General features: G+C 64.6%; 18 protein-coding genes and 1 pseudogene. 8 read left to right on the top strand and 11 right to left on the bottom strand.

Translation table 11 applies throughout. The annotated features are described in order from the left end of the window. Window positions 1–76: 76 nt before the first annotated feature. From AC1DQQ_RS15230 to xseA, 5 genes are all read right to left on the bottom strand, one after another. Window positions 77–3,130, bottom strand: a complete 3,054-nt coding sequence (locus tag AC1DQQ_RS15230; protein WP_478045656.1) for a TonB-dependent receptor domain-containing protein — start codon at window positions 3,128–3,130, stop codon at window positions 77–79. 669 nt (window positions 3,131–3,799) lie between these two features. Then, window positions 3,800–6,802 carry a TonB-dependent receptor plug domain-containing protein gene (locus AC1DQQ_RS15225; RefSeq protein ID WP_478045655.1) on the bottom strand — a complete coding sequence of 1,001 codons (3,003 nt, stop codon included), beginning with the start codon at window positions 6,800–6,802 and terminating at the stop codon, window positions 3,800–3,802. Window positions 6,803–7,042: 240 nt separating this feature from the next. Then, complete coding sequence (locus AC1DQQ_RS15220) at window positions 7,043–7,963, bottom strand: peptidoglycan DD-metalloendopeptidase family protein (protein WP_478042245.1); 921 nt, start codon at window positions 7,961–7,963, stop codon at window positions 7,043–7,045. Further along, window positions 7,960–8,160: a DUF2093 domain-containing protein gene (locus AC1DQQ_RS15215; RefSeq protein WP_066807417.1), complete on the bottom strand. Its 201-nt coding sequence runs from the start codon at window positions 8,158–8,160 to the stop codon at window positions 7,960–7,962. The genes AC1DQQ_RS15220 and AC1DQQ_RS15215 overlap by 4 nt, the downstream gene beginning before the upstream one ends. Before the next feature lie 49 nt (window positions 8,161–8,209). Further along, a complete protein-coding gene (gene xseA, locus AC1DQQ_RS15210; RefSeq protein WP_478045654.1) occupies window positions 8,210–9,583 on the bottom strand; it encodes an exodeoxyribonuclease VII large subunit in 1,374 nt (457 codons plus the stop codon). Here xseA and purD point away from each other — a divergent pair. Further along, window positions 9,582–10,844 (top strand): phosphoribosylamine--glycine ligase, encoded by a 1,263-nt coding sequence (purD, locus tag AC1DQQ_RS15205; protein ID WP_478045653.1) that lies wholly within the window; start codon window positions 9,582–9,584, stop codon window positions 10,842–10,844. The genes xseA and purD overlap by 2 nt on opposite strands. A gap of 71 nt (window positions 10,845–10,915) precedes the next feature. Then, window positions 10,916–11,743: a helix-hairpin-helix domain-containing protein gene (locus tag AC1DQQ_RS15200; protein ID WP_478045652.1), complete on the top strand. Its 828-nt coding sequence runs from the start codon at window positions 10,916–10,918 to the stop codon at window positions 11,741–11,743. 60 nt (window positions 11,744–11,803) lie between these two features. Here the strand turns inward: AC1DQQ_RS15200 and AC1DQQ_RS15195 are convergent. From AC1DQQ_RS15195 to AC1DQQ_RS15180, 4 genes and pseudogenes are all read right to left on the bottom strand, one after another. After that, a pseudogene (locus AC1DQQ_RS15195) lies at window positions 11,804–12,253 on the bottom strand (STM3941 family protein); the annotation flags it as partial. Further along, window positions 12,250–13,572, bottom strand: coding sequence for a hemolysin family protein (locus AC1DQQ_RS15190; protein ID WP_478029746.1), 1,323 nt, complete (start codon window positions 13,570–13,572; stop codon window positions 12,250–12,252). The pseudogene AC1DQQ_RS15195 and the gene AC1DQQ_RS15190, both read right to left, overlap by 4 nt. 225 nt (window positions 13,573–13,797) lie before the next feature. Further along, on the bottom strand, window positions 13,798–14,238 hold the full coding sequence (locus AC1DQQ_RS15185; protein WP_478045651.1) for a nucleoside deaminase: 441 nt from the start codon (window positions 14,236–14,238) through the stop codon (window positions 13,798–13,800). 23 nt (window positions 14,239–14,261) lie between these two features. Beyond that, a complete protein-coding gene (locus AC1DQQ_RS15180) occupies window positions 14,262–14,549 on the bottom strand; it encodes a hypothetical protein (protein WP_478045650.1) in 288 nt (95 codons plus the stop codon). 166 nt (window positions 14,550–14,715) lie between these two features. Here AC1DQQ_RS15180 and rpmB point away from each other — a divergent pair, with 166 nt between their 5' ends. Further along, entirely contained in the window at window positions 14,716–15,012 is a 297-nt protein-coding gene (rpmB, locus tag AC1DQQ_RS15175; RefSeq protein WP_066812698.1) for a 50S ribosomal protein L28, read from the top strand. Window positions 15,013–15,200: 188 nt separating this feature from the next. Here rpmB and AC1DQQ_RS15170 read toward each other — a convergent pair whose 3' ends face one another. Continuing rightward, entirely contained in the window at window positions 15,201–16,181 is a 981-nt protein-coding gene (locus tag AC1DQQ_RS15170) for an esterase-like activity of phytase family protein (protein ID WP_478045649.1), read from the bottom strand. Window positions 16,182–16,360: 179 nt separating this feature from the next. On the opposite strand from AC1DQQ_RS15170, the gene AC1DQQ_RS15165 reads away from it, so the two are divergent. Further along, a complete protein-coding gene (locus AC1DQQ_RS15165; protein WP_478045648.1) occupies window positions 16,361–16,768 on the top strand; it encodes a glycine zipper 2TM domain-containing protein in 408 nt (135 codons plus the stop codon). A gap of 242 nt (window positions 16,769–17,010) precedes the next feature. On the opposite strand, the gene AC1DQQ_RS15160 is transcribed toward AC1DQQ_RS15165, so the two are convergent. Continuing rightward, the gene (locus AC1DQQ_RS15160; RefSeq protein WP_478045647.1) at window positions 17,011–17,832 is read right to left on the bottom strand and encodes an SMP-30/gluconolactonase/LRE family protein; all 822 of its coding nucleotides are present in this window, start codon (window positions 17,830–17,832) and stop codon (window positions 17,011–17,013) included. A gap of 137 nt (window positions 17,833–17,969) precedes the next feature. Between AC1DQQ_RS15160 and AC1DQQ_RS15155 the strand changes: the two genes are divergently transcribed. From AC1DQQ_RS15155 to AC1DQQ_RS15140, 4 genes are all read left to right on the top strand, one after another. Next, window positions 17,970–19,223: an MFS transporter gene (locus AC1DQQ_RS15155; RefSeq protein ID WP_478045646.1), complete on the top strand. Its 1,254-nt coding sequence runs from the start codon at window positions 17,970–17,972 to the stop codon at window positions 19,221–19,223. Further along, window positions 19,220–20,134, top strand: a complete 915-nt coding sequence (locus tag AC1DQQ_RS15150; RefSeq protein ID WP_478045645.1) for a 2-dehydro-3-deoxygalactonokinase — start codon at window positions 19,220–19,222, stop codon at window positions 20,132–20,134. The genes AC1DQQ_RS15155 and AC1DQQ_RS15150 overlap by 4 nt, the downstream gene beginning before the upstream one ends. Next, window positions 20,131–20,868, top strand: coding sequence for an SDR family NAD(P)-dependent oxidoreductase (locus AC1DQQ_RS15145; RefSeq protein WP_478045644.1), 738 nt, complete (start codon window positions 20,131–20,133; stop codon window positions 20,866–20,868). The genes AC1DQQ_RS15150 and AC1DQQ_RS15145 overlap by 4 nt, the downstream gene beginning before the upstream one ends. Before the next feature lie 145 nt (window positions 20,869–21,013). Further along, a complete protein-coding gene (locus AC1DQQ_RS15140) occupies window positions 21,014–23,743 on the top strand; it encodes a TonB-dependent receptor (RefSeq protein WP_478045643.1) in 2,730 nt (909 codons plus the stop codon). Window positions 23,744–23,757 lie beyond the last annotated feature (14 nt).

The following is a 23,757-nucleotide window of genomic DNA, read 5'->3' as shown; positions in this document are numbered from 1 at the left end:
GCAACCGGACCGCGCAGACAAAAGAAAAGGGCGGAGCCTTGCGGCCCCACCCCTTCAGTTTTCTCATTCTGACGGATCAGAACTTGAAGTTCGCACCCGCCCGGAAGGTACGGCCGATGACGCCAGCGTAATGCCAGGTCGGCAGGTAGTTCGTACCCGAATACGAGGTCACCGCGATCGGTGCACGCGCATTCGTGAAGTTGCCGACATTGAGATAGAAGCTGAAATCGTCGTTCACCTTAACCGTCGCATTGAGGTCGGCATAGATGAAGCTCTTGATATAGCAGTACTTCGATACGGTTCCGGTCGGATAGGGATAGAACGCCCCAGCCGAGCCTGCGCACGAAAGATCGATATTGTTATTCGCGTCCGCATCCAGATCGTCAGCGCCGACCTGCTTGATCCGGCCCACGTAATACGTCGTCGCGGTCAGCGAGAAATTGCCGATCTGCAGGGTGTTCTGCCAGTTGCCGCGGAAACGCGGAGTACCTGCACCCGACGACAGTTCGTACGGTCCGATCGTACCCGCATATTTGCGGACCACACCGTCACCGAAATCGACATTGAAGTGCAGGATCTGGTTGACGTCCAGTCGGCTGATCAGCTTCACATCGTCGGTGATCGGAATACGCGCCTCAAGCGAGTAATCGAGACCGGCGGTCTTGAAGTAACCCGCATTGACGTACGGACCGTTGATCACGAGCACGCGCGGCAGGGCGTTCGGGAACAACGGATCGATCGCGTCGGTGGCACCGCACGAATAACCCGGGATCGCAGCGACCGCAGCACAGCCAGCGGCGGCAGCGGCAGCACCGGACGGATAAGTGTTGCCGGCAACCGAATAATAGGCGCTACGCGCCGCACCGGCGTTCGGACCGGCGACGATCACGTCCTTCTTCTTCACGTTGTAATAGTCGACCGTGAAGCTCAACCACCGAGTCGGCTGTACGATCAAACCCGCGGTGAAGGCACGCGAGGTCTCCGGCTTCAGGTCCGGATTGCCCGAGAAGCCGCCACCGACGCTGTATGACTGAGCATATGGATTGGAGCCGGCCGCACACTTCGTGGGATCGACCGCATCAAACGTGCCGCCGTGAGCGACCTGGAACTTGCAGTTCGGCTGGTAGGTCACGAAGCCCGGATAGCTCGACCGCGGGTTGCTTTCGGCGAAGGTCGGAGCGCGGAAGCCCTTCGAGAAGGTGCCGCGGAGCGCGACTTCCTTGATCGGCGTGAACTTGAACCCGACCTTCGGCGAGAAGTGGCTGAAGCCTTCCGAATAATGGTCGTAACGGCCCGACGCGTCGATCTCGAGTTCCTTGAGGACCGGCGCGCTGATTTCGAAATAGCCCGCCGACACTGTGTGCGCACCGAACGCCGCCGCCGTGTTGGCATAATTGGCGAGGTTCGGATTGAGACCCGGATTGTTGAGCGTTTCGCGACGGATCTGGCCGCCGACCGCGACCTGCAACGGACCACCCGGCAGCGTCAGCAATTCCTTGGCGATCGACGCGTCGAGCGACGCGAGCGACGTATAGGCCCGGTTCGTCACGGTCGGCGAGATCAGGTTACGCACCGCCGCGGTATTCAGGCTGGGGTTGACGAAATTGTACGCCCCAGTGTTCACTGCCTGCTTCAGGCCGGCGATGTTGATGACGCCGAACGCATTCAGCTCCATATTGTCGCGCGCGCCGACTGCTTCGACCCGGAAACTCCAGCCATCGCCGAACTTGCCGTTGAGGCCGATGGCGCCACGGATAACCTCGTTGCCACGCTCGGTCGCGGCCGGAATGTCGCCGAACAGGTAATAGACGCGCGCCGCATTCGCCATCGCCGTCGCCGCATCGGCGCCCAGGTTGGTCGCATAGGGGTTGTTCGGATTCAGGCGACGATCCGCCGCAGTGACGCAGTCGACGCCCGCGTTGCAGACGAAATAGGGGAGCACGATGCCCGGGTTGTTCGACGCCGTGGTCGGCGCCGCACCATAAGGCTGACGCTGACGGATTGCCGGCGGCGTGCCCTTGATGTTGACCTGGCTGTGCGAATAGCTGCCCAGCGCGTACAGTTCGATATTGTCGCTGACGCGATAGCTGAAGCGGCCGGTAAAGGAGTATTTCTCCGAGAACGGCTGCACCTGGCTAAATTCAAGCGTATTATTGTGGATACACCCGATATTGCCGGACGAATCGGTGTACGTACCCTTGGTGCAGCTCCCCAGATTGAGCGTCGAATAAGCGCCGGTTGCCGCAGTACCGCCCGTGAACGGGTCGTTGAGGTTCGACTGGGTGGTGCGGCGCACGACCGCGTTGATCGTGGCGGTGGAAAGCGCACTGTCGGCGGTGTTCTGATCAGCCAGGCCGATCGAGCTCAGGTCGGTGGTGTTGAACGGAAAGCCGACATCGGCGACCGAAACACGACCGTCGCGCTGATACTCACCATTGACCCAGAGGTTCCAGCCGGCCGTCTCGTAATCGCCGATGCCGCCCATGAGATTGGCGCGATAGCGCGAGGCATAGCCGCCTTCGGCAACGCCGCCTTCGACGCCGCCCTGAAGGCCCTTGAACTGCTTGCGCAGGATGACGTTGACCACGCCGCCGATCGCGTCGGCGCCGTAGGTCGACGACGCGCCGTCCTTGAGCACTTCGACGCGCTCCACGGCGCTGAACGGGATCGAGTTCAGGTCGACATAGGCGTTGTGGCCGTCGTCGTTGAGCGGGAAGTTGGTCGAGCGCAGGCCGTCGATGAGCACGAGGGTCGATGAAACGCCGAGGCCGCGCAGCGAGACCGCCGAGCCACCGGCCGAGAAGCCGCCCTGGAAACCGGTCGGGATCGAGCCGGCGCTATCGGCCGAAACCGAGCGAATCGCGTCAGCGACCGTGGTGATGCCGGCGCGGGAAAGGTTTTCCGTGGTCAGCACGGTGACCGGCGACGGGGTCTCGGTGTCGGTGCGGCGGAACAGCGTCCCGGTGACGACGATGTCGGGCGAGTTGTCGGTCGCCTGGTCGCCTGCGGGGGCGGGAGCCGGCGAAGCAGGCGTTTCCTGCGCCTGAGCGGGCGTCGCCAGTGCGAGCAGGCCGAGCGGAGCCGCGGCAGCAAGCAGGCGAAGCTTGGACGTCGTTCGGAAAGATACCATCGATGCGTAATCCCCATGTAGCGGGCCAGGCCCGCGCTCGTTTACCGGCGCGAATCATGAGCCCCCAATACCGTCAGACCTCTGAGCCTGTCCGGAATGAGCGACTGGTTACCGCCGATACAATCGTTGTAAAGCTGGAACGCCAAATGATTGCCGATTTGCAGCAGAGAGTTACACGAAAGTCACACCGAATACGCAGGGTCCGGCCGATCGAGAGCCTCACATTTCAAATTACGGCGCGGGCGCCATCGATCCTCGGCAATGTCATTTGGTACAAGTTGGAACTGGCGTCGCGTTTGTCTTGAGCCCGCGAGCGCCTATCATTTCCGCACCCACGGAATGTCAGTGATGTATTGTAGCAATACAGTGCGTCAGCTAGAGTTATTTCGCCTGCCATTAGTCCGATCGCCGGCAGCGTTTCGATCTTCACGTCGCGCCTTGCAAGCCACGTTGAAGCTGACCCGCACGGCCCTTAACCGGCGCAGCGCCGATCACCAGTCGCCCCTGGATCATACCGCATTTTGAAGCTGAAAGTGCCGGCCGGTCGTCGGCTTACGCGACGCGGATGCATATTAACGGTGACCGGTGTGGCGCGAACGATCGCGACCTAACAGCATCATCGTTTGAACCTCCGGCGGCGGGCTTCCACCCGCCGCCGGCATATTTTCGTCAGAACTTGAAGTTGGCGCCGGCGCTGAACTTGCGGCCGACCACGCCAGCATAATGCCAGGTTGTCAGGAAGTTCGGCGCGCTCGCATAGGCCGCGGCCGCCAATGGCGCCCGAGCGTTGAGCACATTGCCGACATTGGCAAAGAACGTGAACTTGTCGTTGACCCGCACCGACGCGTTCAGATCGACGTTGATGAACGAGTTGATGTAGCAGAACCGCGGATCGTTGTTCTGCGGGGACGACCGTGTGTAGAGATTGCCGCCCGCACAATCGAGCGGCAGCCCTTGATCCTCGGACACAGCTTTGATCTTGCCGACATAATATGCCGTCGCCGACAGCGACCAAGGGCCATTCTCGATCGTGGTCTGCCAGTTGCCGCGCCAATCAGGCGTGCCGTTGCCCGAAGAGAGGTCGTACGGCCCAAGCGTACCGGCATAATGCTGGATGGCGCCGGTGGTCGTATGGAGATCGTACTTGAAGATATGCGTGACCTCGACCTTGCTCGTGAACTTGAAGGTGCCGGCCGAGAACTTGACCGACGCCGATGCGTCGATACCGCTTGTGATCGCGAAGTTCGCGTTGACCCATGGCACGTTGAGAATGAGGAGGCGTGGCAAGGCGGTCGGATAGAGCGGATCGACCGCATCGACCACATTGCACGAATAACCCGCACCGACGGCGGCGACCGCCGCGCAGGCCGCAGTCGCGTTGGCCGCACCATAATAGGCACTCACCGCCGCCCCAGTCAGCGGGCCGCCGACGATCAGGTTCGACTTCTTGACGTTGTAGTAATCAACAGTTGCGCTGAACCACTTTACCGGCTGGAAGATCGTGCCCACCGTGAAACTACGCGAGGTCTCGGGCTTCAGGTTCGGGTTACCGGCATAGCCACGGCCAAGGGAATATTGTGTATTGTAAGGATTACCGTTGGCGTTGCACGCCGTGGTGTTTCCCGTTCCACCATGAGTAAGGATGAAGTTGCACGGTGGCGTCGTGCTGACGAAGCCGGCATATTGGCTGTTGGCCCCCGACTCTGCGAAAGTCGGCGCACGGAAGCCTTCCGCATAGGATCCGCGGATCGCGAATTCCTTGATCGGAGTCAGCTTGAATCCGACTTTGGGCGAGAAGTGGCTGAAACCCTCAGAGTAATGGTCGTACCGGCCCGACACGTTGATATCGAGAATGCTGAGGACAGGCGCGTCGAGTTCGAAATAGCCCGCCCAGACGGTGTGCTTGCCGAATGCCGACGAGGTGGTCAGGCCGTAGGTATCGAGCGCCGCGTTCTGGTTGCGATTGATCAACTTCTCGTTGCGGACCTGACCGCCGACCGCGAATTGCAACGGCCCGCCCGGCAGATCGAACAGCTTCTTCGAAACCGACGCGTCGAGCGAATACATCTGCGAATAGGACGGAGTAACCTTGTCGGGGGCGATCGTATTGCGCACGGCGTCGGTATTCGCCGACGGATTGACGAAATTATACGAGCCAGTGTTGATCGCCTTCATCAGCCCAGCAATGTTGAGTAGGCCATGCTGCGTGATCTGAAGATCGTCACGCGCATAGACGCCGTCGATCTTCCAGTCGAAGCCGCTGAAGCTGCCGTTCAGGCCGGCTGCCACACGCGCGACCTCGTTGACGCGATCGCTGCCCGCCTTGATGTCGCCGAACAGGTAATAGATGCGCGCCGCCCCTTGGCTTGGGTTGGCGGCATAGGTTGCGGCATACGGGTTGTTCGGGTTGAGTTGGCGGTTCGGATCGGTCGCGCAATTGACGCCCGCTGCGCAGATATAGACCGGCAACACGATGCCCGGGTTGCTCGACGCGATCGCCGGCGCGCCGCCGAAGGGCTGCGTCTGGCGGATCGCCGACGGGAACGCGCTGGTAATGCTGACGAAGTCGCGGCTATAGCTGCCCATGACATAGGCTTCGATATTCTCACTCAGCCGGACGCTGAACTTTCCGGTGAACGAATAGCGCTCCTGCTTAGGCTGGACCTGTCGATACAGATCGGTCAGATCGTACTTGCAACCGACGCCCTGTGCCAATCCGCTGGTCACCGAATAGGTGCCCGCCGCACAATTTTGCAGGCCGAGTGCGACATATTGGTTGGTGAGCGGAGACCCCGCCTGACCCGACAGCGGGTTGTTGAGGTCGCTTTGACCGACACGGGTTACGTAGGCGGTTGGGGTGTTGACGGTCAGCGACTGGTCGGCGGTATTGTTGTCGAGACCACCGACGGGCCTCAGGTCCTGGGTGTTGTAGGGGAAACCGCGATCATGGTTCGAGATGCGACCGTCCCATTGATATTCTCCGTTGAGGTAAAAGTTCCACCCCTTGGTCTGATAGTCGCCAATGCCGGCGGTCAATTCGGCACGGTAGCGCGAGCCGTCGCCCTTTTCGGTGGTACCGCCTTGGACGCTCCCCTCGAGTCCGGTGAATTGCTTCTTGAGGAAGATGTTCACCACGCCGCCGATCGCATCGGCGCCATAGATGGACGAGGCGCCGTCCTTGAGCACCTGAACGCGGTCGACCAGACTAAACGGGATCGAGTTCAAATCGACATAGGCATTGTGGCCGTCGTCGTTGATCGGGAAATTCGCGGAACGCAGGCCGTTGATCAGGACCAGCGTCGACGACACGCCGAGGCCACGCAGCGACACCGCCGAACCGCCGGCCGAGAAGCCCGTCTGGAAGCCGGTGCCGATCGAGCCCGCGCTGTCGGCCGAGATCGAGCGGATCGCATCGGACACGTTGGTGATGCCGGCCTTGGCAAGGCTGTCGGACGTCAGCACGGTGACCGGCGACGGCGTCTCGGTGTCGGTACGACGGAACAGGGTGCCGGTGACGACGATGTCCTGCTGCTGGTCGTCGGACGCCACGGCGTCAGCTACCGGCGTCGCCGGCTTGTCCTGCGCAGCAGCCGGCGCGGCCGCAAACATCAGACCGAGCGGCGCGGCGGTCGCGAGCAGCCGGTTGCGGTACGCGTTGTTGAAAAAGGCCATCGAAGTGAAACCCCCATTTACAGGGGATCAGACCCGCGCGCCGGCGGTGCCGCGCGCAGGATCACATCCCCATCGATTGTGACCGCAAGCCCTCCAGCACCGGTCGATGAGCCGTGGGTAAGGCCGAAGCGGGCTTTGTAAAGATTCTAAGCAAGGTCGAACTAGCTTTTGGAATCCACGCGTAGCGCGGCTGCAACAAAGGGTCAGCCTTGGTGTCTTATTTCACTAAGGCAGTGACGCCTATTTCGTCCCCGGCATCGGTCCCGCGACCAGCAGCGGATCGATCTTCGCATTGCGCCAGCGCAGGCTCCAATGGAGATGCGCGCCGGTCACGCGCCCGGTCGCGCCGGAAAACGCGACGATCTGCCCCCGCTTCACCGCCTGGCCGGGCGTGACGACGATCCGCGACAAGTGCATCAGCGCGCTGTTGAGGCCCATGCCATGGTCAATCATCAACAGGTTGCCTTCGAGCAGGAAGGGATGATCGGAGGCCAGGATGACGACGCCGTCGGCCGGCGCCAGCACCGGGGTACCCGCCGGCACCGCGACATCGGTGCCCGAATGGTAGGCCCCCGCCTCGCCGTTGCGATAGATGCGCTGCGATCCGAACAGGGTCGAGATACGCCCGGTTGCCGGCCACATGAACGGCTGCCGCCACCCCATAGAGCTCGTATCCTGGCGCCGCGCCGCGTTGATCTGGGCGATTTCGGCTGGCCGTAATTTCTCGAATTGCGGCATCGGCACGGGATATTTTGGCAAGGTCGACAGACGCGAGATGTCCCATGCCCGTGGATTGATCGTCAGCGTACGCGAGACCGAGCGGCCATCGTCCAGCGTCGCGGCCACGGTTGCCGCCGGTCCGGCATCGCGATCGAAGGCAATCACGAAGCGGCCGTCGGGCGCCACCGGCACCTCGTCGCCGTTGAAGCTGACCCGCTGGGTCCCGGCGGGCGCGGTGCCGATGAGCAGGCCGCCCTGGATCATGCTGCCCTTGAAGCTGAAATCGCCGAGCGGCACCGTCGGCATGCGTGACGCGGGCGGCGGCGGTGTGGCGACGACCACGGGCGCGGGACGCGTGGCGGGCGGCGAGCCCGGCTCGACGCAGCTACCCAGCATGCTCAACGCGGCGAGGCCGAGGACCCAGCGCCGCGCGCGCCTCACTTCCGTCCTTCAGCCTCTAGCGCGAGGTCGGCACTGGCATAGGCTTCCTGTCGCGCGACGCTCCAATAGCGCAGATCGTCGAGCGCGATCGGTACGCCCGATATCGCGCAGGTCACATGGCCCCCGGGCACCAGCACGCGAAAACCATTGGCCATGTAGTGGAGGCGCGCCGGCCGATCGGTATTGGACATCAGCATTGCAGCGATCCTCGAAATCTCAAAAAAGTCAGGCCGGCCCCGACTAGTGTTACAGCAACGTCGGCTGGTCCGGCTTGTCCTTTACATATGCCTTGCCGCCCGCGCCCTCAACCCGCGCCGCGACGTCACCATCACCAAAATGGAGCACAAACACGCCGGCCTTGCGCGCCGCCGCCGCGTTGGTCAGCACGCCCCCCGCCTTCGCCTCGACCCAGGCATAGCCGCGGTCGAGCACATGGCTGGGATTGAGCGCCTCGACCAGCTTCCAGGCGCCCGCCAACCGATCGCGCGCCGCAGAGAGGCGTTGCGCCAGCATCGCCGGCCGCAACGCCCCGGCGCTACGGTCGAGCTGGCCGCGCGCCAGCGTGATGCGCCGCTCGAGCGCGCGGTCGAGCCGCTGCGCATTGTCGTCGGCGCGCTGGCGCTGCGGCCCCAGCAACGCGTCGCGCTTGGGTAACAACCGCGCCAGCGAGTCGCTCTGCTCGCGCCCGCGCTCGACATAGCGCCGCGCGCACCGTTCGGCGCGTTGCGCGTACGAATCGAGCCCCAACCGCAAGTCGGCCAGCACCGGCACCGCGATTTCGGCCGCGGCGGTGGGCGTCGGCGCGCGCAAATCGGCGGCATGGTCCGACAGGCTGGTATCGGTTTCGTGCCCGACGGCCGAGATCAGCGGGATCGAGCAGGCGGCGATCGCGCGGACCACCACTTCCTCGTTGAACGCCCACAGATCCTCGACCGACCCGCCGCCGCGCGCGACGATGACGAGGTCGGGGCGCGGCACCGGCCCGCCCGGCGCGATGGCATCGAAGCCGGCAATGGCGGCGGCGACGTCGCGCGCGGCGCCATCGCCCTGCACCTTGACCGGCCACACCAGGACATGCGTCGGGCAGCGATCGGCGAGCCGGTGCAGGATGTCCCGGATCACCGCGCCGGTCGGCGAGGTGACCACGCCGATCACCTTCGGCATGAACGGCAGCTTTTTCTTGCGCCCCTGGTCGAACAAACCCTCGGCGCCGAGTTGCGCCTTGAGCTTTTCGAGCAACGCCATCAGCGCGCCTTCGCCCGCCAGTTCCATGCGATCGACGACGATCTGGTATTTGGACCGGCCGGGATAGGTGGTCAGCTTGCCGCTGACGATCACCTCAATCCCGTCCTGCGGGCTGAACGGAATCAAGGCCGCCTGCCCTTTCCACATCACCCCGTCGATCACGGCCTGGTCGTCCTTCAGACTCAGATAGCAATGGCCCGAGGCGGCGCGTTTCCATCCCGAAATCTCGCCGCGCAGCCGAACGCGGCCGAATTCGCCTTCGACCATCCGCTTGAGCCGCCCTGACAGTTCGGACACGCTTTCGGCGGCGGAATTGTCGCCGGGCATGGCCTCGGCTACCAGCCGCGGCGAATCTTCTGGAAAAGGGTCGGGCATGAACGTCCTGCTGATCGGATCGGGTGGGCGCGAACATGGCCTCGCGTGGAAGCTGGCGCAATCGCCGCTGCTCACCAAACTCTACGCCGCGCCCGGCAATCCGGGAATAGCGGAAAGCGCCGAGCTCGTCGCGATCGATGTGACCGATCATGACGCGGTGATCGATTTTTGCCGCACCAATCATGTCGAGTTGGTCGTGGTCGGCCCCGAGGCGCCCTTGGTCGCCGGGATCGCCGACGATCTGCGCGCCGTCGGCTTTACGGTGTTCGGCCCCGACAAGGCGCCGGCCCAGCTCGAAGGCTCCAAGGCCTTCACCAAGGCTTTGTGCGACCGCGCCAACATCCCGACGGCAGGTTATCGCGCCGTTTACTCGCTCGACGACGCTCGCGCCGCGCTCGCCGCGTTCGGCGCCCCGGTGGTAGTGAAGGCCGATGGCCTGGCGGCCGGCAAAGGCGTCGTCGTCGCGATGACCGCCGCCGAAGCCGAAGACGCGGTCGCAACATTGTTCGCCGAACCGGGCGCCAGTGCGGTGATCGAGGAATTTCTCGAAGGCGAGGAAGTCAGCCTGTTCGTGCTGACCGATGGCAGCGCGATGGTCGCGTTCGGATCGGCGCAGGATCACAAGCGCGTCGGCGACGGCGATACCGGCCCCAATACCGGCGGTATGGGCGCCTATAGTCCCGCGCGCGTGCTGACTCCCGACCTCGAAGCGCAAGCGCTCCGCGAGATCGTCGCGCCGACCGTCGCCACGCTGGCGGCGGAAGGCATGCCCTATTCGGGCGTGCTCTATGCCGGGCTAATGCTCACTAACGCCGGCCCCAAGCTGATCGAATATAATGCCCGGTTCGGCGATCCCGAATGCCAAGTGCTGATGATGCGGCTCGACAGCGATCTGCTGCCATTGCTGCTGGCGATAGCGCAAGGCCGGCTGACCGAGGCGCCCTCCCCCGTCTTCAGCGAGGATGTCGCGCTGACCGTGGTGATGGCGGCGGCCGGCTATCCCGGCACGCCCGAGACCGGCGGCGCTATCGACGGGATCCAAGCTGCCGAGGCAGAAGGGGCGAAGATATTCCAGGCCGGCACCAGGCTCGCCGATGGCCGGCTCGTCGCGTCGGGCGGCCGCGTCCTCGCGGTCACCGCGCGCGGCGCCGATGTCCGCGCGGCGCAGGCCGCCGCCTATCGCGCGGTCGACGCGATCGACTTTCCCAGCGGCTTTTGCCGCCGCGACATCGGCTGGCGCGAGATTGCGCGAGAGGGCTGATCCCGATCACTGGCGAAACCAGCGCTCCCTCTCTAGGATAGCCGACGCTTCGTCGTACGGGAAAACTGTTCATGGACTCCGCCAACCCGCCACCGGTCGGTGCCGCCGCCTACATCTTTCAGGACTGGACGGTGATCGTGCTGATCCTGATCGCGGCGTTCGCGGTGCTGGTGATCGCCGGCATGATCTGGGGTCAGAAGAAAGCGCGCGAGCGCCACCGTGTCGAGGAAGCCGCCGAGGAGCGCGCTGAGGAAGCCGGCACGACCTTGCCCCCCGCACCCCCGCCGCCACCGGCGGCTGCCGATACCGGCCTGCCGCCCGATGAACCGCGCCCCCAGCCGGAGCCGGAAGCGCTGCCGAGCCCACCGCCTGCCTCGCCGGTCGCCCGTGACGTCGAACAGCAACCCCTAGCCGCGCGCGAACTCGCGCCGGAGCCAATCGCGGCGTCGGCAGCCGAGCCCGAACCGGTTGTGCAGACGCCGGAACCGGTAGCGGAGCCTGTGCCGGAGCAGGAACCAGCCACCGAGGCGCCGACCGAAGCAGCGACCCAGCCGCCAGCCCCACCGCCGGAACCCGCGCCGGCTCCGGAACCGGCCGCCGCATCGCCAGAACCCTCACCGCCGCCCGCGTCTGCTGCACCTGCACCGAATGCCGCCGGCGCGCTCGCGCTGACCACGATCAAGGGCCTCGGGCCCAAGGTCGCGGCCATGCTGGCCGAGCGCGGCATCACCCGGGTCGATCAGCTCGCGGCGCTATCGCCCGACGAGGCGTCCGCGCTCGACGTGCAATTGGGCGCGTTCACCGGGCGGATGGGGCGCGATCGCTGGATCGAACAGGCCAAGCTGCTCGCGGCCGGCGATACCGCCGCGTATGAGGCAGAGTTCGGGAAGCTGGGTTAGAGTCGTTTTCAGCTTCGCTGAGACGGTGCCGGCCGGCGCCAACCTAGCGATCGCCGCCATCATCGCGTCGAACGATTGGTCGGTGCCAGACGTGTTGAGCGCGATGTCGCCAAAGCCCATCGCCTTATTCGTGCTTGCCAGCTTGCCCTGCAGCGTCGTCGACGGGAACGCCCGCGGATCGCTCAGGAACAGGCATGCGAAGCGCTGGCGCTGAACCTTGCCAACGGAAATTCTCTCGATCGCGGTCCAGGGGATCGTCTGGTCGGACCATTGGCGCCACCAGACCCCTCGCGCATCGATCCGGAGCACGACGCCCTGCTGGAATAAGCGCGGCAGGCCGATCAGGAAGAACGCCCCGAATATGATGATCCCTGCCCAAGCCACCAAGGTGCGTTTCGTGGTCGGCGCATCCAGCCGGAGCAGCCAAATGCCGACCGCGACGAAGCCGAGCGCGCCGGCGAGCAGTAACAATACGCGCCAACGGCTCGCTTTGGCCTCGAACGGCGTCACTCGCCGCGCGCTCTCGACACCAGCAATTTGTCGATCCGGCGACCGTCGAGGTCGACCACCTCGAACCGCCAGCCCTGTTGCACAACACTCTCGCCTTCCTGGGGCAGCCGCTTGAGCGCTGCCAGGACCAGGCCCGCGGCGGTGGCGTAATCGCGATCGTCGGGCAGGTTGAGGTCGAGTTTCTCGGCGACGAGATCGGCCGAAGCCGACCCGGCGACCAGATAGCTGCCATCCTCGCGCTGGACGAAATCGGGGTTTTCGTGCGGATCGGTATCCGACGCGAAGGCGCCGGCGATCGCGGCGAGCAGGTCGGCCGGGGTCACGATCCCCTCGAAATGTCCATATTCGTCGTGGATCAGCGCCATCGGCACTTCGGCGCGCCGCAGCCGCACCAGCGCGTCCATCGCATCGAGCTGATCGATCACGATCGGCGCCGAGCGCATCAGCACCTTGAGATCGAGCCGATCGCCGCGGATCGCCGCAGCAACGATGTCGCGCGCCTGGACTACGCCGATCACCGAATCGACCGACCCCTCCGCGACCGGAAGCCTGGTGTGCGCCGTCGTCGCGAGCTTCTGGCGAATGCCCGCATCGTCCAGCCCGATATCGAGCCAATCGACTTCGGTCCTGGGGGTCATCACTTCGCGTACCGGCCGGTCGGCAAGGCGCACCACGCCCGAGATGATCGAGCGTTCATGCTCCTCGATCACGCCCGATTTGGACGCCTCGGCCACGATCAGGTGGAGCTCCTCGGCGGTGACCTGGTCCTCGCTGTCGTGACTCAGGCCGATCAGCCTGAACAGCATCGAACTGGTCGAATCGAGCAGCCAGACGACCGGCGCCGCGGCCCGCGCGAGCCAGGTCATCGGCAGCGCCATCACCGCGGCGATCGGCTCGGGCGAGCGCAACGCGATCTGCTTGGGGACCAGTTCTCCGATGATCAGCGAGAGGAAGGTGGTCAGACCGATCACCAGCGCGAAGCCGGCCTTGTCGGAGAATTCGGTACTCCACCCGAACCATTGCTGCAGCCTTATCGCGGTCGGCCCGCCCAGCGCCTCGCCAGAATAGGCACCCGAGATCACCGCGATGAGCGTGATCCCGACCTGGACGGTCGACAGGAACTTGCCGGGATCGGCGGCCAGGTTGATCGCCGCGCGCGCGCCACGGCTGCCGGTCCGCGCCATCGCCTCCAGCCGCGCCTTGCGCGACGAGGCGATCGCCAGCTCGCTCATCGCGAACACCCCGTTCACCGCGACGAGTATGAGGATGATGACGACATCGATCCATGGATAGGGCGCGGGTGGCGGGGGCAAGGTCATGATGTGCGCTTATGCCTACACGCGGGTACGAAGGTCGCGCAACATGGCGTGTCGTCGCTCATTCCCCTCCCGCTCGCGGGAGGGGTTAGGGGAGGGCATGTTGCAAGGTCGGATCTGAGACATGACACGCCCTCCCCCGGCCCCGTTCCGAGTGAACAGTCCCCCGGACTGTTCAGGTTACGCCGGGGGCGCAACCGACCCGGAACGCGCAAGCGGAGGGGAGAGTTACTTCCCCTCACCTCGCCGCGTCGCGAAGAAATCGCGCAACAGTCGCGCGGCCTCCTCCTCGCCAATCCCGGGATAGATTTCCGGAAGATGATGCACCGTCGGCTGCGCGAACAGGCACGGACCGTGCTCGACGGCGCCTCCCTTGGGATCGGACGCGCCGTAATAGAGCCGCGCGATCCGGGCATGGGCGATGGCGCCCGCGCACATCGCGCAAGGCTCCAACGTCACCCACAGATCGCAATTGCTCAACCGATCATCCCCGATCGCTTCGGCGGCGGCGCGAATCGCCAGCATCTCGGCATGCGCGGTCGGGTCGTGGCGCGTGCGCGGCGCGTTGGCGGCGGTGGCGATGACGCGACCGTCCAATACCACTACCGCGCCGACAGGGACCTCCCCCATCGCCGCGGCGGCGGCCGCCGCGTCGAGCGCGGCACGCATCGGTGGAGGCAGCTGGAACCCGCTTATTGCGGCGCCGCCGAATTGGCCGGAGGCGTGCCGGGCTTGTCGACGCTGATCGTCGGGACCTTGATGGTCTTGGTGGTGGTGGTCACGGTAGGGACCTCTACCGTCTTGTTTTCAGTGCCGAAATTGACCGTCGCCATGTTGGCGTTGACTTCGGGCGCGCTGCCGCCCTCCAGCTTGACGGTCGGCAGCGACCCCGATTTCCCGTTGATCGAGATCATCCCAAAGGCCAATAATGCAATCAGGACGAGGGCGGCAATGCCGACCAGAGCGAGCAGGAACCGCATTATAATCGTCTCCTAGAAATCGAATCGTTCGCGTAATCAACGTTTCGCCACAAGAGCAGGTTGCACGGAAAAGAGCGAATCTGTTGACCCGCCGCCCGACAGACGCTATCGGCGCCACCTTTCCGGGGTCAGGTTCGTCTTGGCCCGAAACTCAGGATTGATAGCGATGTCGCGCATTTGCGAGCTGACCGGCAAGGGCCGGCAGGTGGGTCACAACGTTTCCCACGCCAATAACAAGACCAAGCGGACGTTCCTGCCCAATTTGCAGAACGTGACCTTGCTGTCTGACGCGCTGGGCACCAGCGTCAAGCTGCGCGTGTCGACGCACGGCCTGCGCTCGGTCGAGCATGTCGGCGGTCTCGACAACTGGCTGGTCAAGACCAGCGACGACGATCTGTCGCTGCGTGCGCGTCGCCTGAAGCGCGACGTCAAGAAGAAGCTGGGCGACACCCAGGCCGCGTAATCGCGCCGGTCCGACTCGGTCGGACCTTCAAGCGAATCGCTACCGGCCCGCTCTCCACACCGGCGAGCGGGCCGGAGTCGTTTCTGCGGCGCGGCGTCTTGCAGTTTTGCTGGCCGAGGCGGCCCGGGGGTTGATTCCCACTGCCAGAAAATATGTCTCCCCGGCGTAAGTGGATCGGCGAGGGTCGATTACAAATCCAGCCGGAACTTCATCAGCAGCGTCTGCTGCAGGAACAGCAGATTGTCGTCGCTGACCATCCATAGCATCGTCGCGCCGCGTTCGCGCGTGATCGCCAACCCTTCGAAATTATCGACCGTCAGCGGCGGCGCAAGCCGCGCGATCTCGCGCCCGCGAATCGTCATGCCCGGGCGGATGCGGCGCGGATCGATCAGCGTCAGTACCGCGCTCCATCGAAAGGGAAGATCGAACCGGCGGTTGAGGACCAGGACACGCCCGTCGGGCAATTCGGTCGCGTCGGACGGATCATAGCCATCGGGCGGTAGATAGCCGAACTCGAATCCCTTGAGCGGTTTCTCGACCGGATCGCGATCGAACATCAGCGCACTGCGCGCCTGGCTCGGCAGCCGGCGGCTGGTCTCGGCGATCACCAGGAAGCGGCCGTCGTGCAGCCGCACCATCGATTCGGCACCGCCATTGGCGGACCAGTCGGCCATCGGCTGCGGCGCCACCATGCTGGCGGGCGAGGTCAGGCCAGGCGAGTAGCGCCAGATCTGGTTGGCGCGCTCATACCCCACCCACACTTGTCCGGTCGCGGGATCCAGGGCCATCGATTCGGTGTCGCGTTGCGCCCTGTTCCACCCCGTTCCCGGACCCGTCGGCAGGTCGCCAAATGCGGGAGTGCTCAGCCGGAAACGATCGTCGAGCCGAAACCGCGCGATCGTCCCGCCATCGCTTAGCAGCGTGAACAGTCCACGGTCGATCGTCATCGACGAATAGCCGCCGAAGGCCGTGTCGCGGCTGGTCAGGCGGACGCCGCCCATGAAGGTCATCGCCCCGATTTTGATGCGCGCAGGGTCGGCGCCGTCGAGTGGCACGCGCGTCGCCGTAATGTCGGGGATGCGGCCAAGCATCGGCCGTTCGGGCGTACCACTCCACTGACAGAGCAAGGCGAGCACGAGCGTCAGGGGATAGCGGTGGCGGCGGCGCATCGCCGCCCCTCATAGCCGTCGCGCGGCAACCCGCCAGCCTGAACGGCGGATAACGGACGCATTCAGCCTTGGCTCAATGCGAATCGGGCAAAACCTCTTCATCGACACGGAATGGGCAGACGGAAATCGCCGGAGCCCGCGACCGATCGAAGGATGAATTTTAGAGACGGAGACGACAAATGCTGAAGACCCTTTCGCTCGTTGGCGCCGCGCTCGCGATGACTGCCGGTGCCGTTGTTCCCCTCGCCCCGGCGCAGGCGCAGCGTTACGGCTATGACCGGTCGTATGGCGACGGATACAACCGTGACGGCTATTACAACCGTGACGGCTATTACAGCGGTTACGACCGCAGCTATCGCGGATATGACCGCAGCTACCGTGGCTATAACCGCAGCTATCGTGCGCGTCAGAAGTGCAACGATGGTGACGGCGGCACAATCGTCGGCGCGATCGCCGGCGGCCTGCTCGGCAATACCGTTGCCGGACGTGGTGACCGCACGATCGGCACCATCCTGGGCGCCGGTGTCGGTGCCTTGGCCGGCCGCGCGATCGATCGCTCGGATCGCCCCGGTTACTGCCGCCGCTAATCCCGAACAGTCGAGTTCTCCCGCGTAGCGTATCCGGGAGAGACAGTCCCCTCGCGTAGCGTATGAGGGCGGAGGCCGGTCCCGAAAGGGGCCGGCCTCTTGTTGTGCGGAGCGCAGGCGCGGCTGCGCCCGCGCCGATCGCGAAGCGAGCGCCCCGCACGGCCGGCGGACGGCGCACGCCGATCCGGCCGACGGCTTTGCCGGCGGCGGGACTCAACCCGCAAACGGCTAAAGTATCTTCACTATGGAACGCGGTCGATGCGAAACGCGAGAATGCTGCCGGCTTGGCCGAACCGTACATCGAGCGGATCGAGACCATAGGCCGCCGTGGTAACGAACAAGGTGCTCAGGTCGTCCCCGCCAAAGGCGCAACTCGTGGGTCGCTGGCAAGGCGTGGGAAGCCAGTCGACTTGCGTTCCGTCCGGTGCAAGCCGCGCGATGCCGCCGCCGTCCCACATCGCGCACCAGATATAGCCGTCGCGGTCCACGGCCATGCCGTCCGGCTTGCCGGCAGTGTCTTCGAACCGGTGCAATATCGTTCGGTTGGAAATCGCGCCGCCCGCCAGATCGAAATCGTAGCGGTAGAGCAGCCGCGGGACCGTATCGATCAGGTAGAAAGATCGTCCGTCCGGACTCCAGCCCATACCGTTCGGAACGTCGAAGCCGCTGTCCATTGCCGTGACCCGGCGTTCATGATCGACGCGATACAAGGCGCCGCCGCCTGCCGATCCATCAGTCGCGCGCGTGCCTACCCAGAACCGGCCCGCCGGATCGCATTTGCCGTCGTTGAAGTGCACACCCGTCATGTCCGGCGATGGCAATGGCTCGAGAGACCCGTCCTGCCGGAACAGCCATAGGCCGTCTTCGAGCGCCAGCATCGCCTCTCCCGCGTCGAGCGGCGCTGCCGATCCGATCTTGGCATGGAGGGGAATGGAGCGATTGATGCCGGTGACAGGATCCAGCAAATTATAGGTCGGACCCAGGATATCGACCCAGGCGAGTAGCCGCGCCTCCGGAATCCAGACCGGGCATTCGGCGAGCGCGGCGCCGACGGGCCATGACATGTGTGGAGCGATCCCTTGCACCGTCTCCACCGCTCGCCCTCCCCGCTCTCACTAAATATGTTGCTATAACGGCTACACGCCTTTAGCTACCGGGCAGACAGGGCCTTGGCAATGATGGCTCGGCGCGGGGAGAGATAATGGCAGCAACCGGACAGCGATGGCCGCGTTTTCGCTGGTTCGTCGTGGCCATGCTCGCGGCTGCCGCGGTGCTCAATTATCTCGACCGCCAGACGCTGGCGCTGATGGCCGGCACCATCCAGGGGCAGTTGCGGATCAGCGATGTCGGCTATGCCGCCCTCGTCAACGCCTTCCTGGCCGCTTACACGATCGGCGGATTGATCTCGGCGCTGATCGTGGATCGGCTCGGCGCCCGGCGCTCGATGGCGCTGTTCGTCGGCTGGTGGTCGCTGGCCAGCGCGCTCTCGGGCATGGCGGGAAGCATGTGGCAGCTTGCCGCCACGCGGTTCGCGCTCGGGATCGCGGAGGCCGGCGGCTGGATCGCTTCGCCCAAGCTCGTCCAGGAATGGTTTCCCAACCGCGAGCGCGCGCTGGCGATCGGCATCTATTCGTCCGCCGCGCATTTCGGGGCGGCACTGGCGCCGATCCTGATCACCACCCTGCTCATCACGGTCGGTTGGCGCGCGACGTTCGTCGTCACGGGAGCGATCGGGCTGACCTGGCTCGCCGTCTGGCAGATGGCCTATCGACCTCATCGTATCGGTCCGGTCGATCTGGCTACGGTGCCGGAGCAACGCGCGGGTCCCGCGCCGGCGGAATGGGGTGCAGTGCTTCGCACCCGCGGAGTCTGGCTGATCGCGATCGGCAACGCCCTCACCAACCCGGTCTGGTTCTTCTATCTGTTCTGGTTTCCAAAATATCTGACCGAGGAACGCGGACTGACGGTCGCCGAGATGGGCCGGCTGAGCTGGGTGGTCTATGCGTCGGCGGGCGTCGGGTCGGTGCTTGGCGGCATCGTCTCGGGCGCGTTGGTGAGGCGCGGCATGCGGCCGGCGCGTGCCAGGGTGGCGACGATGGCGCTCGTCGCGGTGATCGCGCCGATCGGCGCCTTCAACGCGCTGGCGCCTGCCGTCTCGATCAGCCTCGCGCTCGGCGCGCTGGTGGCATTGGTCCATACCGCCTGGGTGACCAACCAGACCGCCTTGTGCGTGGACTTGTATCCGGGGCGGCATATCGGGAAAGTGATGGCAGTGAACGGCATCATCGGCGGCCTCGCCACGATCGTCACGACGCAACTCGTCGGCGCGTTGGTGGCGACCATGACGTACCGGCCGATGTTCCTGATGATCGCGATCGCCTATCCGCTCGGACTGCTGGCGGCCTTTCTGGCGACGACCGGCCGGTCGATGCTCGACCGCGAGATTGCGACGTGAGCGAGGACCTGATCGCCGTCGAATGGGGCACCGCGCAATTGCGAGCCCGTCTGTTTCGGCGCGATGGCGAGACGCTCGACAAGCATGCAGAGACCGTGCGGCTGGCGGATTTGGGTCGCGACGGGATCGTCGAGCATGTCGACCGGCTGCGGGCGTGTTGGCCTGATCCTCAGGGTCCCTTGCTGCTGAGCGGCATGATCGGCTCGGCGATGGGCTGGGAGGAAATCGCGCGCCTCAACTGCCCTGCCGGTCCCGACGAGATCGCCGATGGCGCGGTGGCCGGCCGGATCGGCGATCATGCCGTCCTCTTTCTGCCCGGCCTGGCGTGCGAGCAACGCTTCGGCGACCCCGACGTGCTGCGCGGCGAGGAAGTGGCGGCGATCGGTGCGCTGGAGCAATCTGGGGGGCGAGCGGGACTATTCCTGTCGGTGCCGGGGATGCACGGCAAATGGCTGGCGCATGACGGCGCGCAGGTCACGCAATTCCACACTTCGATGACCGTCGAACTGTATCGCGTGCTCGCCGAACGCAGCGTGCTCGCGCCCCTGATGGCTGCCGAGCCCGAGGAGGGAGCCGCATTCCGCGCCGGCGTTGCTCGCGGTGCCGAGGGCGGCGGCCTTGCCCGACTGCTGTTCGCGGCGCGATCGAATGTGCAGGCTGGCCGGATGCAAGCCGGCGATGCCGCGTCCTTCCTGTGGGGCGTGGTGATCGGATCCGATGTGCGGGAGAATTTGCCGCTCGCGCCGGGCGCGACATGCCTGGTGGCCGGCGCGCCTATGGTCGCATCCTTGTTCGCCGCTGCGATCCGCCAGCTGGGCGGCGCCGCCGAGATCGCCGACAATGACCGATTGACCGCGGCGGGTTTCCTGCGCCTTGCCGCTCTTCTCCGGGCAAAAGGGATGTTCGCATGACACAACGCCTCGCCGGGCAAGTCGCGTTGGTAACGGGGGCCGCGGGTGGTATCGGCGGTGCGATCGCCGCGCGGTTCGCGGGCGAAGGGTGTCGCATCATCGTGCTCGACCGGGTGGAGGCGCCATCCGGCGACCTGCGCTTGCTATGCGATCTTGGCGACGAGACGTCACTGGCGCACGCCGTCGACGCGATCAGGACCTCCGGCCTGGCGCCCGACATCGTCGTACACGCCGCCGCGATGGGCGACTCTCGCCCGACGATGGATACCGACGCGGCATTCCTGGCACAGATGTTTGCGGTGAATGTCGGCGCCGCGTTGAGTCTGGCGCAGGCGTTCGCGCCGGGCATGCAAGCGCGGCGGCGCGGCTGTTTCCTGTTCGTGTCGTCGATCAATTCGGCCTACGCTACCCCCGGACTGGCGGCCTATGCGGCATCCAAGGCCGCGCTCGACAGCCTGATGCGCACGCTCGCGCTGGAGCTCGCGCCCGATAACGTCCGGGTGAACTCGGTCCGCCCGGCGTCGATCGATACGCCGCTCTGGCGCCGCGGGATGGAGGCGCAACCCGACCCCCAATCGGCGATCGCCGCCAACATCAAGCGCCACCCGCTCGGCCGTATCGGCCGGCCGGAGGACGTTGCGGCGCTGGCGCTGTTCCTGTGCTCCGATGAGGCGAGCTGGATCACCGGCGTCGATTATCAGATCGATGGCGGGGCATCGGTGACGCGCCGCTAACCTCTTTATAGCAACATATTGCGCCATTTTTCCGGGCGCCACTCGGACGAAACACTGTAATATGGCCGAATAATTCAGTTGACGTGTAGCTAAATGTGCAACATTAATTCCTCACTAGACGATAAGATCGCAGGGGAGAGGAACGATGAGAGCAGGCTTTTGGCTTGGCGGGGTGTGTCTCGGCGCGATCGTCGCCGGTAGTCCGGCTTTGGCGCAGGACAAGGCAGGCACACTCAATGCCGCAGCCTCCACCGATAGCGGCCAGGCGGCCGATGCGCCCAGCGCGGGCGACAAGGAGATCGTCGTCACCGGCTATCGCAAGAGCCTCGCCGAAGCGCTCCAGGTCAAACGCAACACCGACCAGTTCCAGGATTCGGTCGTCGCCACCGATGTCGCAAAACTGCCGGACAACAACATCGCGGAATCGCTGCAGCGCATATCGGGCGTCCAGATCCGCCGCGCGCTCGGCGAAGGAACGAGCGTTTCGATCCGCGGCCTTCGTCAGAACCGTAGCGAGATCAACGGGCGCACGCTGATCAATCCCAATGGCCGCGGTGCGGGCATCGCGTCGGTGCTCGATTCCGATTACGGCCCGCTCTCGCTCTTTCCCTCCGAACTGATCGGCCGCCTCGACGTCATCAAGCTGCAAGGCGCGGACCGGACCGACGGCTCGCTGAGTGGCACGGTCGACATCATCACGCGCAAGCCGTTCGACAAACCGGGTCAGCTCATCTCGGTGTCGGGGTCCACGGTCTATTCCGACCAGGACAAGAGATGGGGCTATGACGGGTCGGCACTCTATTCGAACACGTTCGCCAACGACACGTTCGGCATCCTGCTCAACGCCACCTATTCGAACAAGCCGGTGAACGAGGATTCATTCAATTCCTTCACCGGCTACACCCCCCTCACTTCGGCGTTCAACACGCCCGCCCATCCCAAGGCGAACGATCCGAATGGCGACGGGATTCCCGGCACCTATATCGCCGATTTCCGGTTCCAGCGTCTGCGCGAAAAGCGCGAAAAGATCGGTGGCAATGGCGCGTTTCAATGGCGGCCCAGCCCCAATTTCGAGCTTTACGGCGACGCGGCTTACTCGCACCTCAAGACGTCGCGCACGCGCGACTGGTTCTCGGTGCCGCTCAGCAGCAATGCCGGCGACTATACCTCCTACACCCTGTCGTCGAACGAGATCCTGACCTCGGGCGTCATCAACCAGGTGGCGCAAGGCAACGCCGAAGCGCTCAGGGTCAAGAGCGACACTTTCACTAGTGCCCTGGGTTTCAAGTGGAGCACAAATGACGGGCGCTTCTCAGCCAGGCCCGAAGTGAATTATTCGCGCTCGACGATGGATGTCACCCAGGAATTCGTCCGGGTCCAGAGCGTCAGCAAATATCCCTTCGCGTTCGATGTCAACGAAGGCGGCATTCCCAGCCTGACCGGCCCCGCGGGTCTCGACACGACCAATCCGGCGTCGTTCCGCTATTCGAACGCCTTCGACAATTTCAACCGCAACACCGCCCAGGAAACGGCCGGCAAGGTCGACTTCGCCTTCAAGCCGGAGAATTCGTTCATTTCCGAGATCGATGCCGGCATGCGTTACTCGGCGCTGACCACGACGCGTCAGACGAACCAGAACCAGGTCGCCTTCGCCGGTACCACGGCCGCCAACACGTTCCTGCTGTCGTCGGGTCCGTCCATTTATAGCGTTCGGGGCTATGCCGACCTGTTGGGTGGGAACGCCCCGTCGATCGCCACCAAATATCTCGCGGCGAATGCCTGGGCGCTCCCGATCGGGGGAGCCTGCAACACGATCGCGCCCAATAGCGGCCTGTGCCCGGCCGGCTTCGTCGATCCGCTGCAATCCTTCCGCATCGGCGAGAAGACGATGGCGGCCTATGCCAAGATCAATTTCGCGACACGGCTGGGATCGATGCCGCTGACCGGCAATGTCGGGCTGCGCTATACCGACACGACGCGCGAAGCGAATGGCGCCATCAAGCGCGCGAGCGGTCTGGCCGATCCGTTGACGGTGAAGACGCAATCGGTCGATTGGCTGCCGAGCGCGGTCGCCAAGCTGGAAATCACCAACAAGCTCCTGCTTCGCGCCGGCTATGCCAAGGTCCTGGGGCTGCCCGACTCGATCGATCTGTCGCCGAACCTGACGCTCAACCGGTTGACGCCCTATAATGGCAACGCCGGCAATCCCCGGCTGCAGCCGTTGCGCGCCGATCAGTTCGACGCGTCGCTCGAATGGTATTTCGCGCCCGGTTCGGCGTTGACCGTCGGCGCGTTCTACAAGGACGTGAAGACCTTCATCTACAGCAAGGCGAGCTACGAAATCCCGCCGGGGGAAGTCGCGCCGCCAGGCCAGCCCGAAGGCTATCTGATCACGCGGCCCTATAATGGTGCCGGCGGCAAGGTGAAGGGCGTCGAAGTGCTGTTCCAGACGCCATTCTCTTTCCTTCCCTCGCCGCTCGACGGTTTCGGCGTCGTCGCCAATTTCTCGTACATCGACAGCTCGACCAGCCTGCTCGATCGCAAGGGACAATCTTTGCCTTTCCAGGGTCTGTCGAAGGTCAATTACAATCTGGTCGCCTATTACGAGAAATACGGCTTCGGCGCGCGCGTCGCGTACAATTATCGCGACAAGTTCTTCGACAGCGTCGGGCCGGGCAGCACGGCGATCTATTATGCGCCGTTCCGGACCGTCGACGCATCGATCCGCTATGAATTCGGTCGCTTCACGATCTTCGCCGACGGCACGAACCTGACCAACGAAATCCAGCGCCGCTACGTGGAATCACCTGAGGCTACCTCTTTCTACGGCATTCAGGGGCGTCGCTTCTCGCTCGGGTTCAACGCGAAATTCTGACGCGTTCGGTTCGC

The sequence above is a fragment of the Sphingomonas sp. P4_G3 genome (assembly GCF_056401105.1).
Note: the sequence above shows the minus strand (reverse complement) of the source record. Positions and strands in the feature narration are given on the sequence as shown.

Coding starts and splice junctions, on each gene's coding strand:
- xseA (WP_478045654.1), bottom strand. CDS start 9,583: ATGCCCGACCCTTTTCCAGAAGATTCGCCGCGGCTGGTAGCCGAGGCC.
- AC1DQQ_RS15225 (WP_478045655.1), bottom strand. CDS start 6,802: ATGGCCTTTTTCAACAACGCGTACCGCAACCGGCTGCTCGCGACCGCC.
- AC1DQQ_RS15180 (WP_478045650.1), bottom strand. CDS start 14,549: ATGCGGTTCCTGCTCGCTCTGGTCGGCATTGCCGCCCTCGTCCTGATT.
- AC1DQQ_RS15145 (WP_478045644.1), top strand. CDS start 20,131: ATGACACAACGCCTCGCCGGGCAAGTCGCGTTGGTAACGGGGGCCGCG.
- rpmB (WP_066812698.1), top strand. CDS start 14,716: ATGTCGCGCATTTGCGAGCTGACCGGCAAGGGCCGGCAGGTGGGTCAC.
- AC1DQQ_RS15215 (WP_066807417.1), bottom strand. CDS start 8,160: ATGCTGATGTCCAATACCGATCGGCCGGCGCGCCTCCACTACATGGCC.
- AC1DQQ_RS15190 (WP_478029746.1), bottom strand. CDS start 13,572: ATGACCTTGCCCCCGCCACCCGCGCCCTATCCATGGATCGATGTCGTC.
- AC1DQQ_RS15185 (WP_478045651.1), bottom strand. CDS start 14,238: ATGCGTGCCGCGCTCGACGCGGCGGCCGCCGCCGCGGCGATGGGGGAG.
- AC1DQQ_RS15160 (WP_478045647.1), bottom strand. CDS start 17,832: ATGTCATGGCCCGTCGGCGCCGCGCTCGCCGAATGCCCGGTCTGGATT.
- AC1DQQ_RS15165 (WP_478045648.1), top strand. CDS start 16,361: ATGCTGAAGACCCTTTCGCTCGTTGGCGCCGCGCTCGCGATGACTGCC.
- AC1DQQ_RS15140 (WP_478045643.1), top strand. CDS start 21,014: ATGAGAGCAGGCTTTTGGCTTGGCGGGGTGTGTCTCGGCGCGATCGTC.
- AC1DQQ_RS15170 (WP_478045649.1), bottom strand. CDS start 16,181: ATGCGCCGCCGCCACCGCTATCCCCTGACGCTCGTGCTCGCCTTGCTC.
- AC1DQQ_RS15230 (WP_478045656.1), bottom strand. CDS start 3,130: ATGGTATCTTTCCGAACGACGTCCAAGCTTCGCCTGCTTGCTGCCGCG.
- purD (WP_478045653.1), top strand. CDS start 9,582: ATGAACGTCCTGCTGATCGGATCGGGTGGGCGCGAACATGGCCTCGCG.
- AC1DQQ_RS15200 (WP_478045652.1), top strand. CDS start 10,916: ATGGACTCCGCCAACCCGCCACCGGTCGGTGCCGCCGCCTACATCTTT.
- AC1DQQ_RS15155 (WP_478045646.1), top strand. CDS start 17,970: ATGGCAGCAACCGGACAGCGATGGCCGCGTTTTCGCTGGTTCGTCGTG.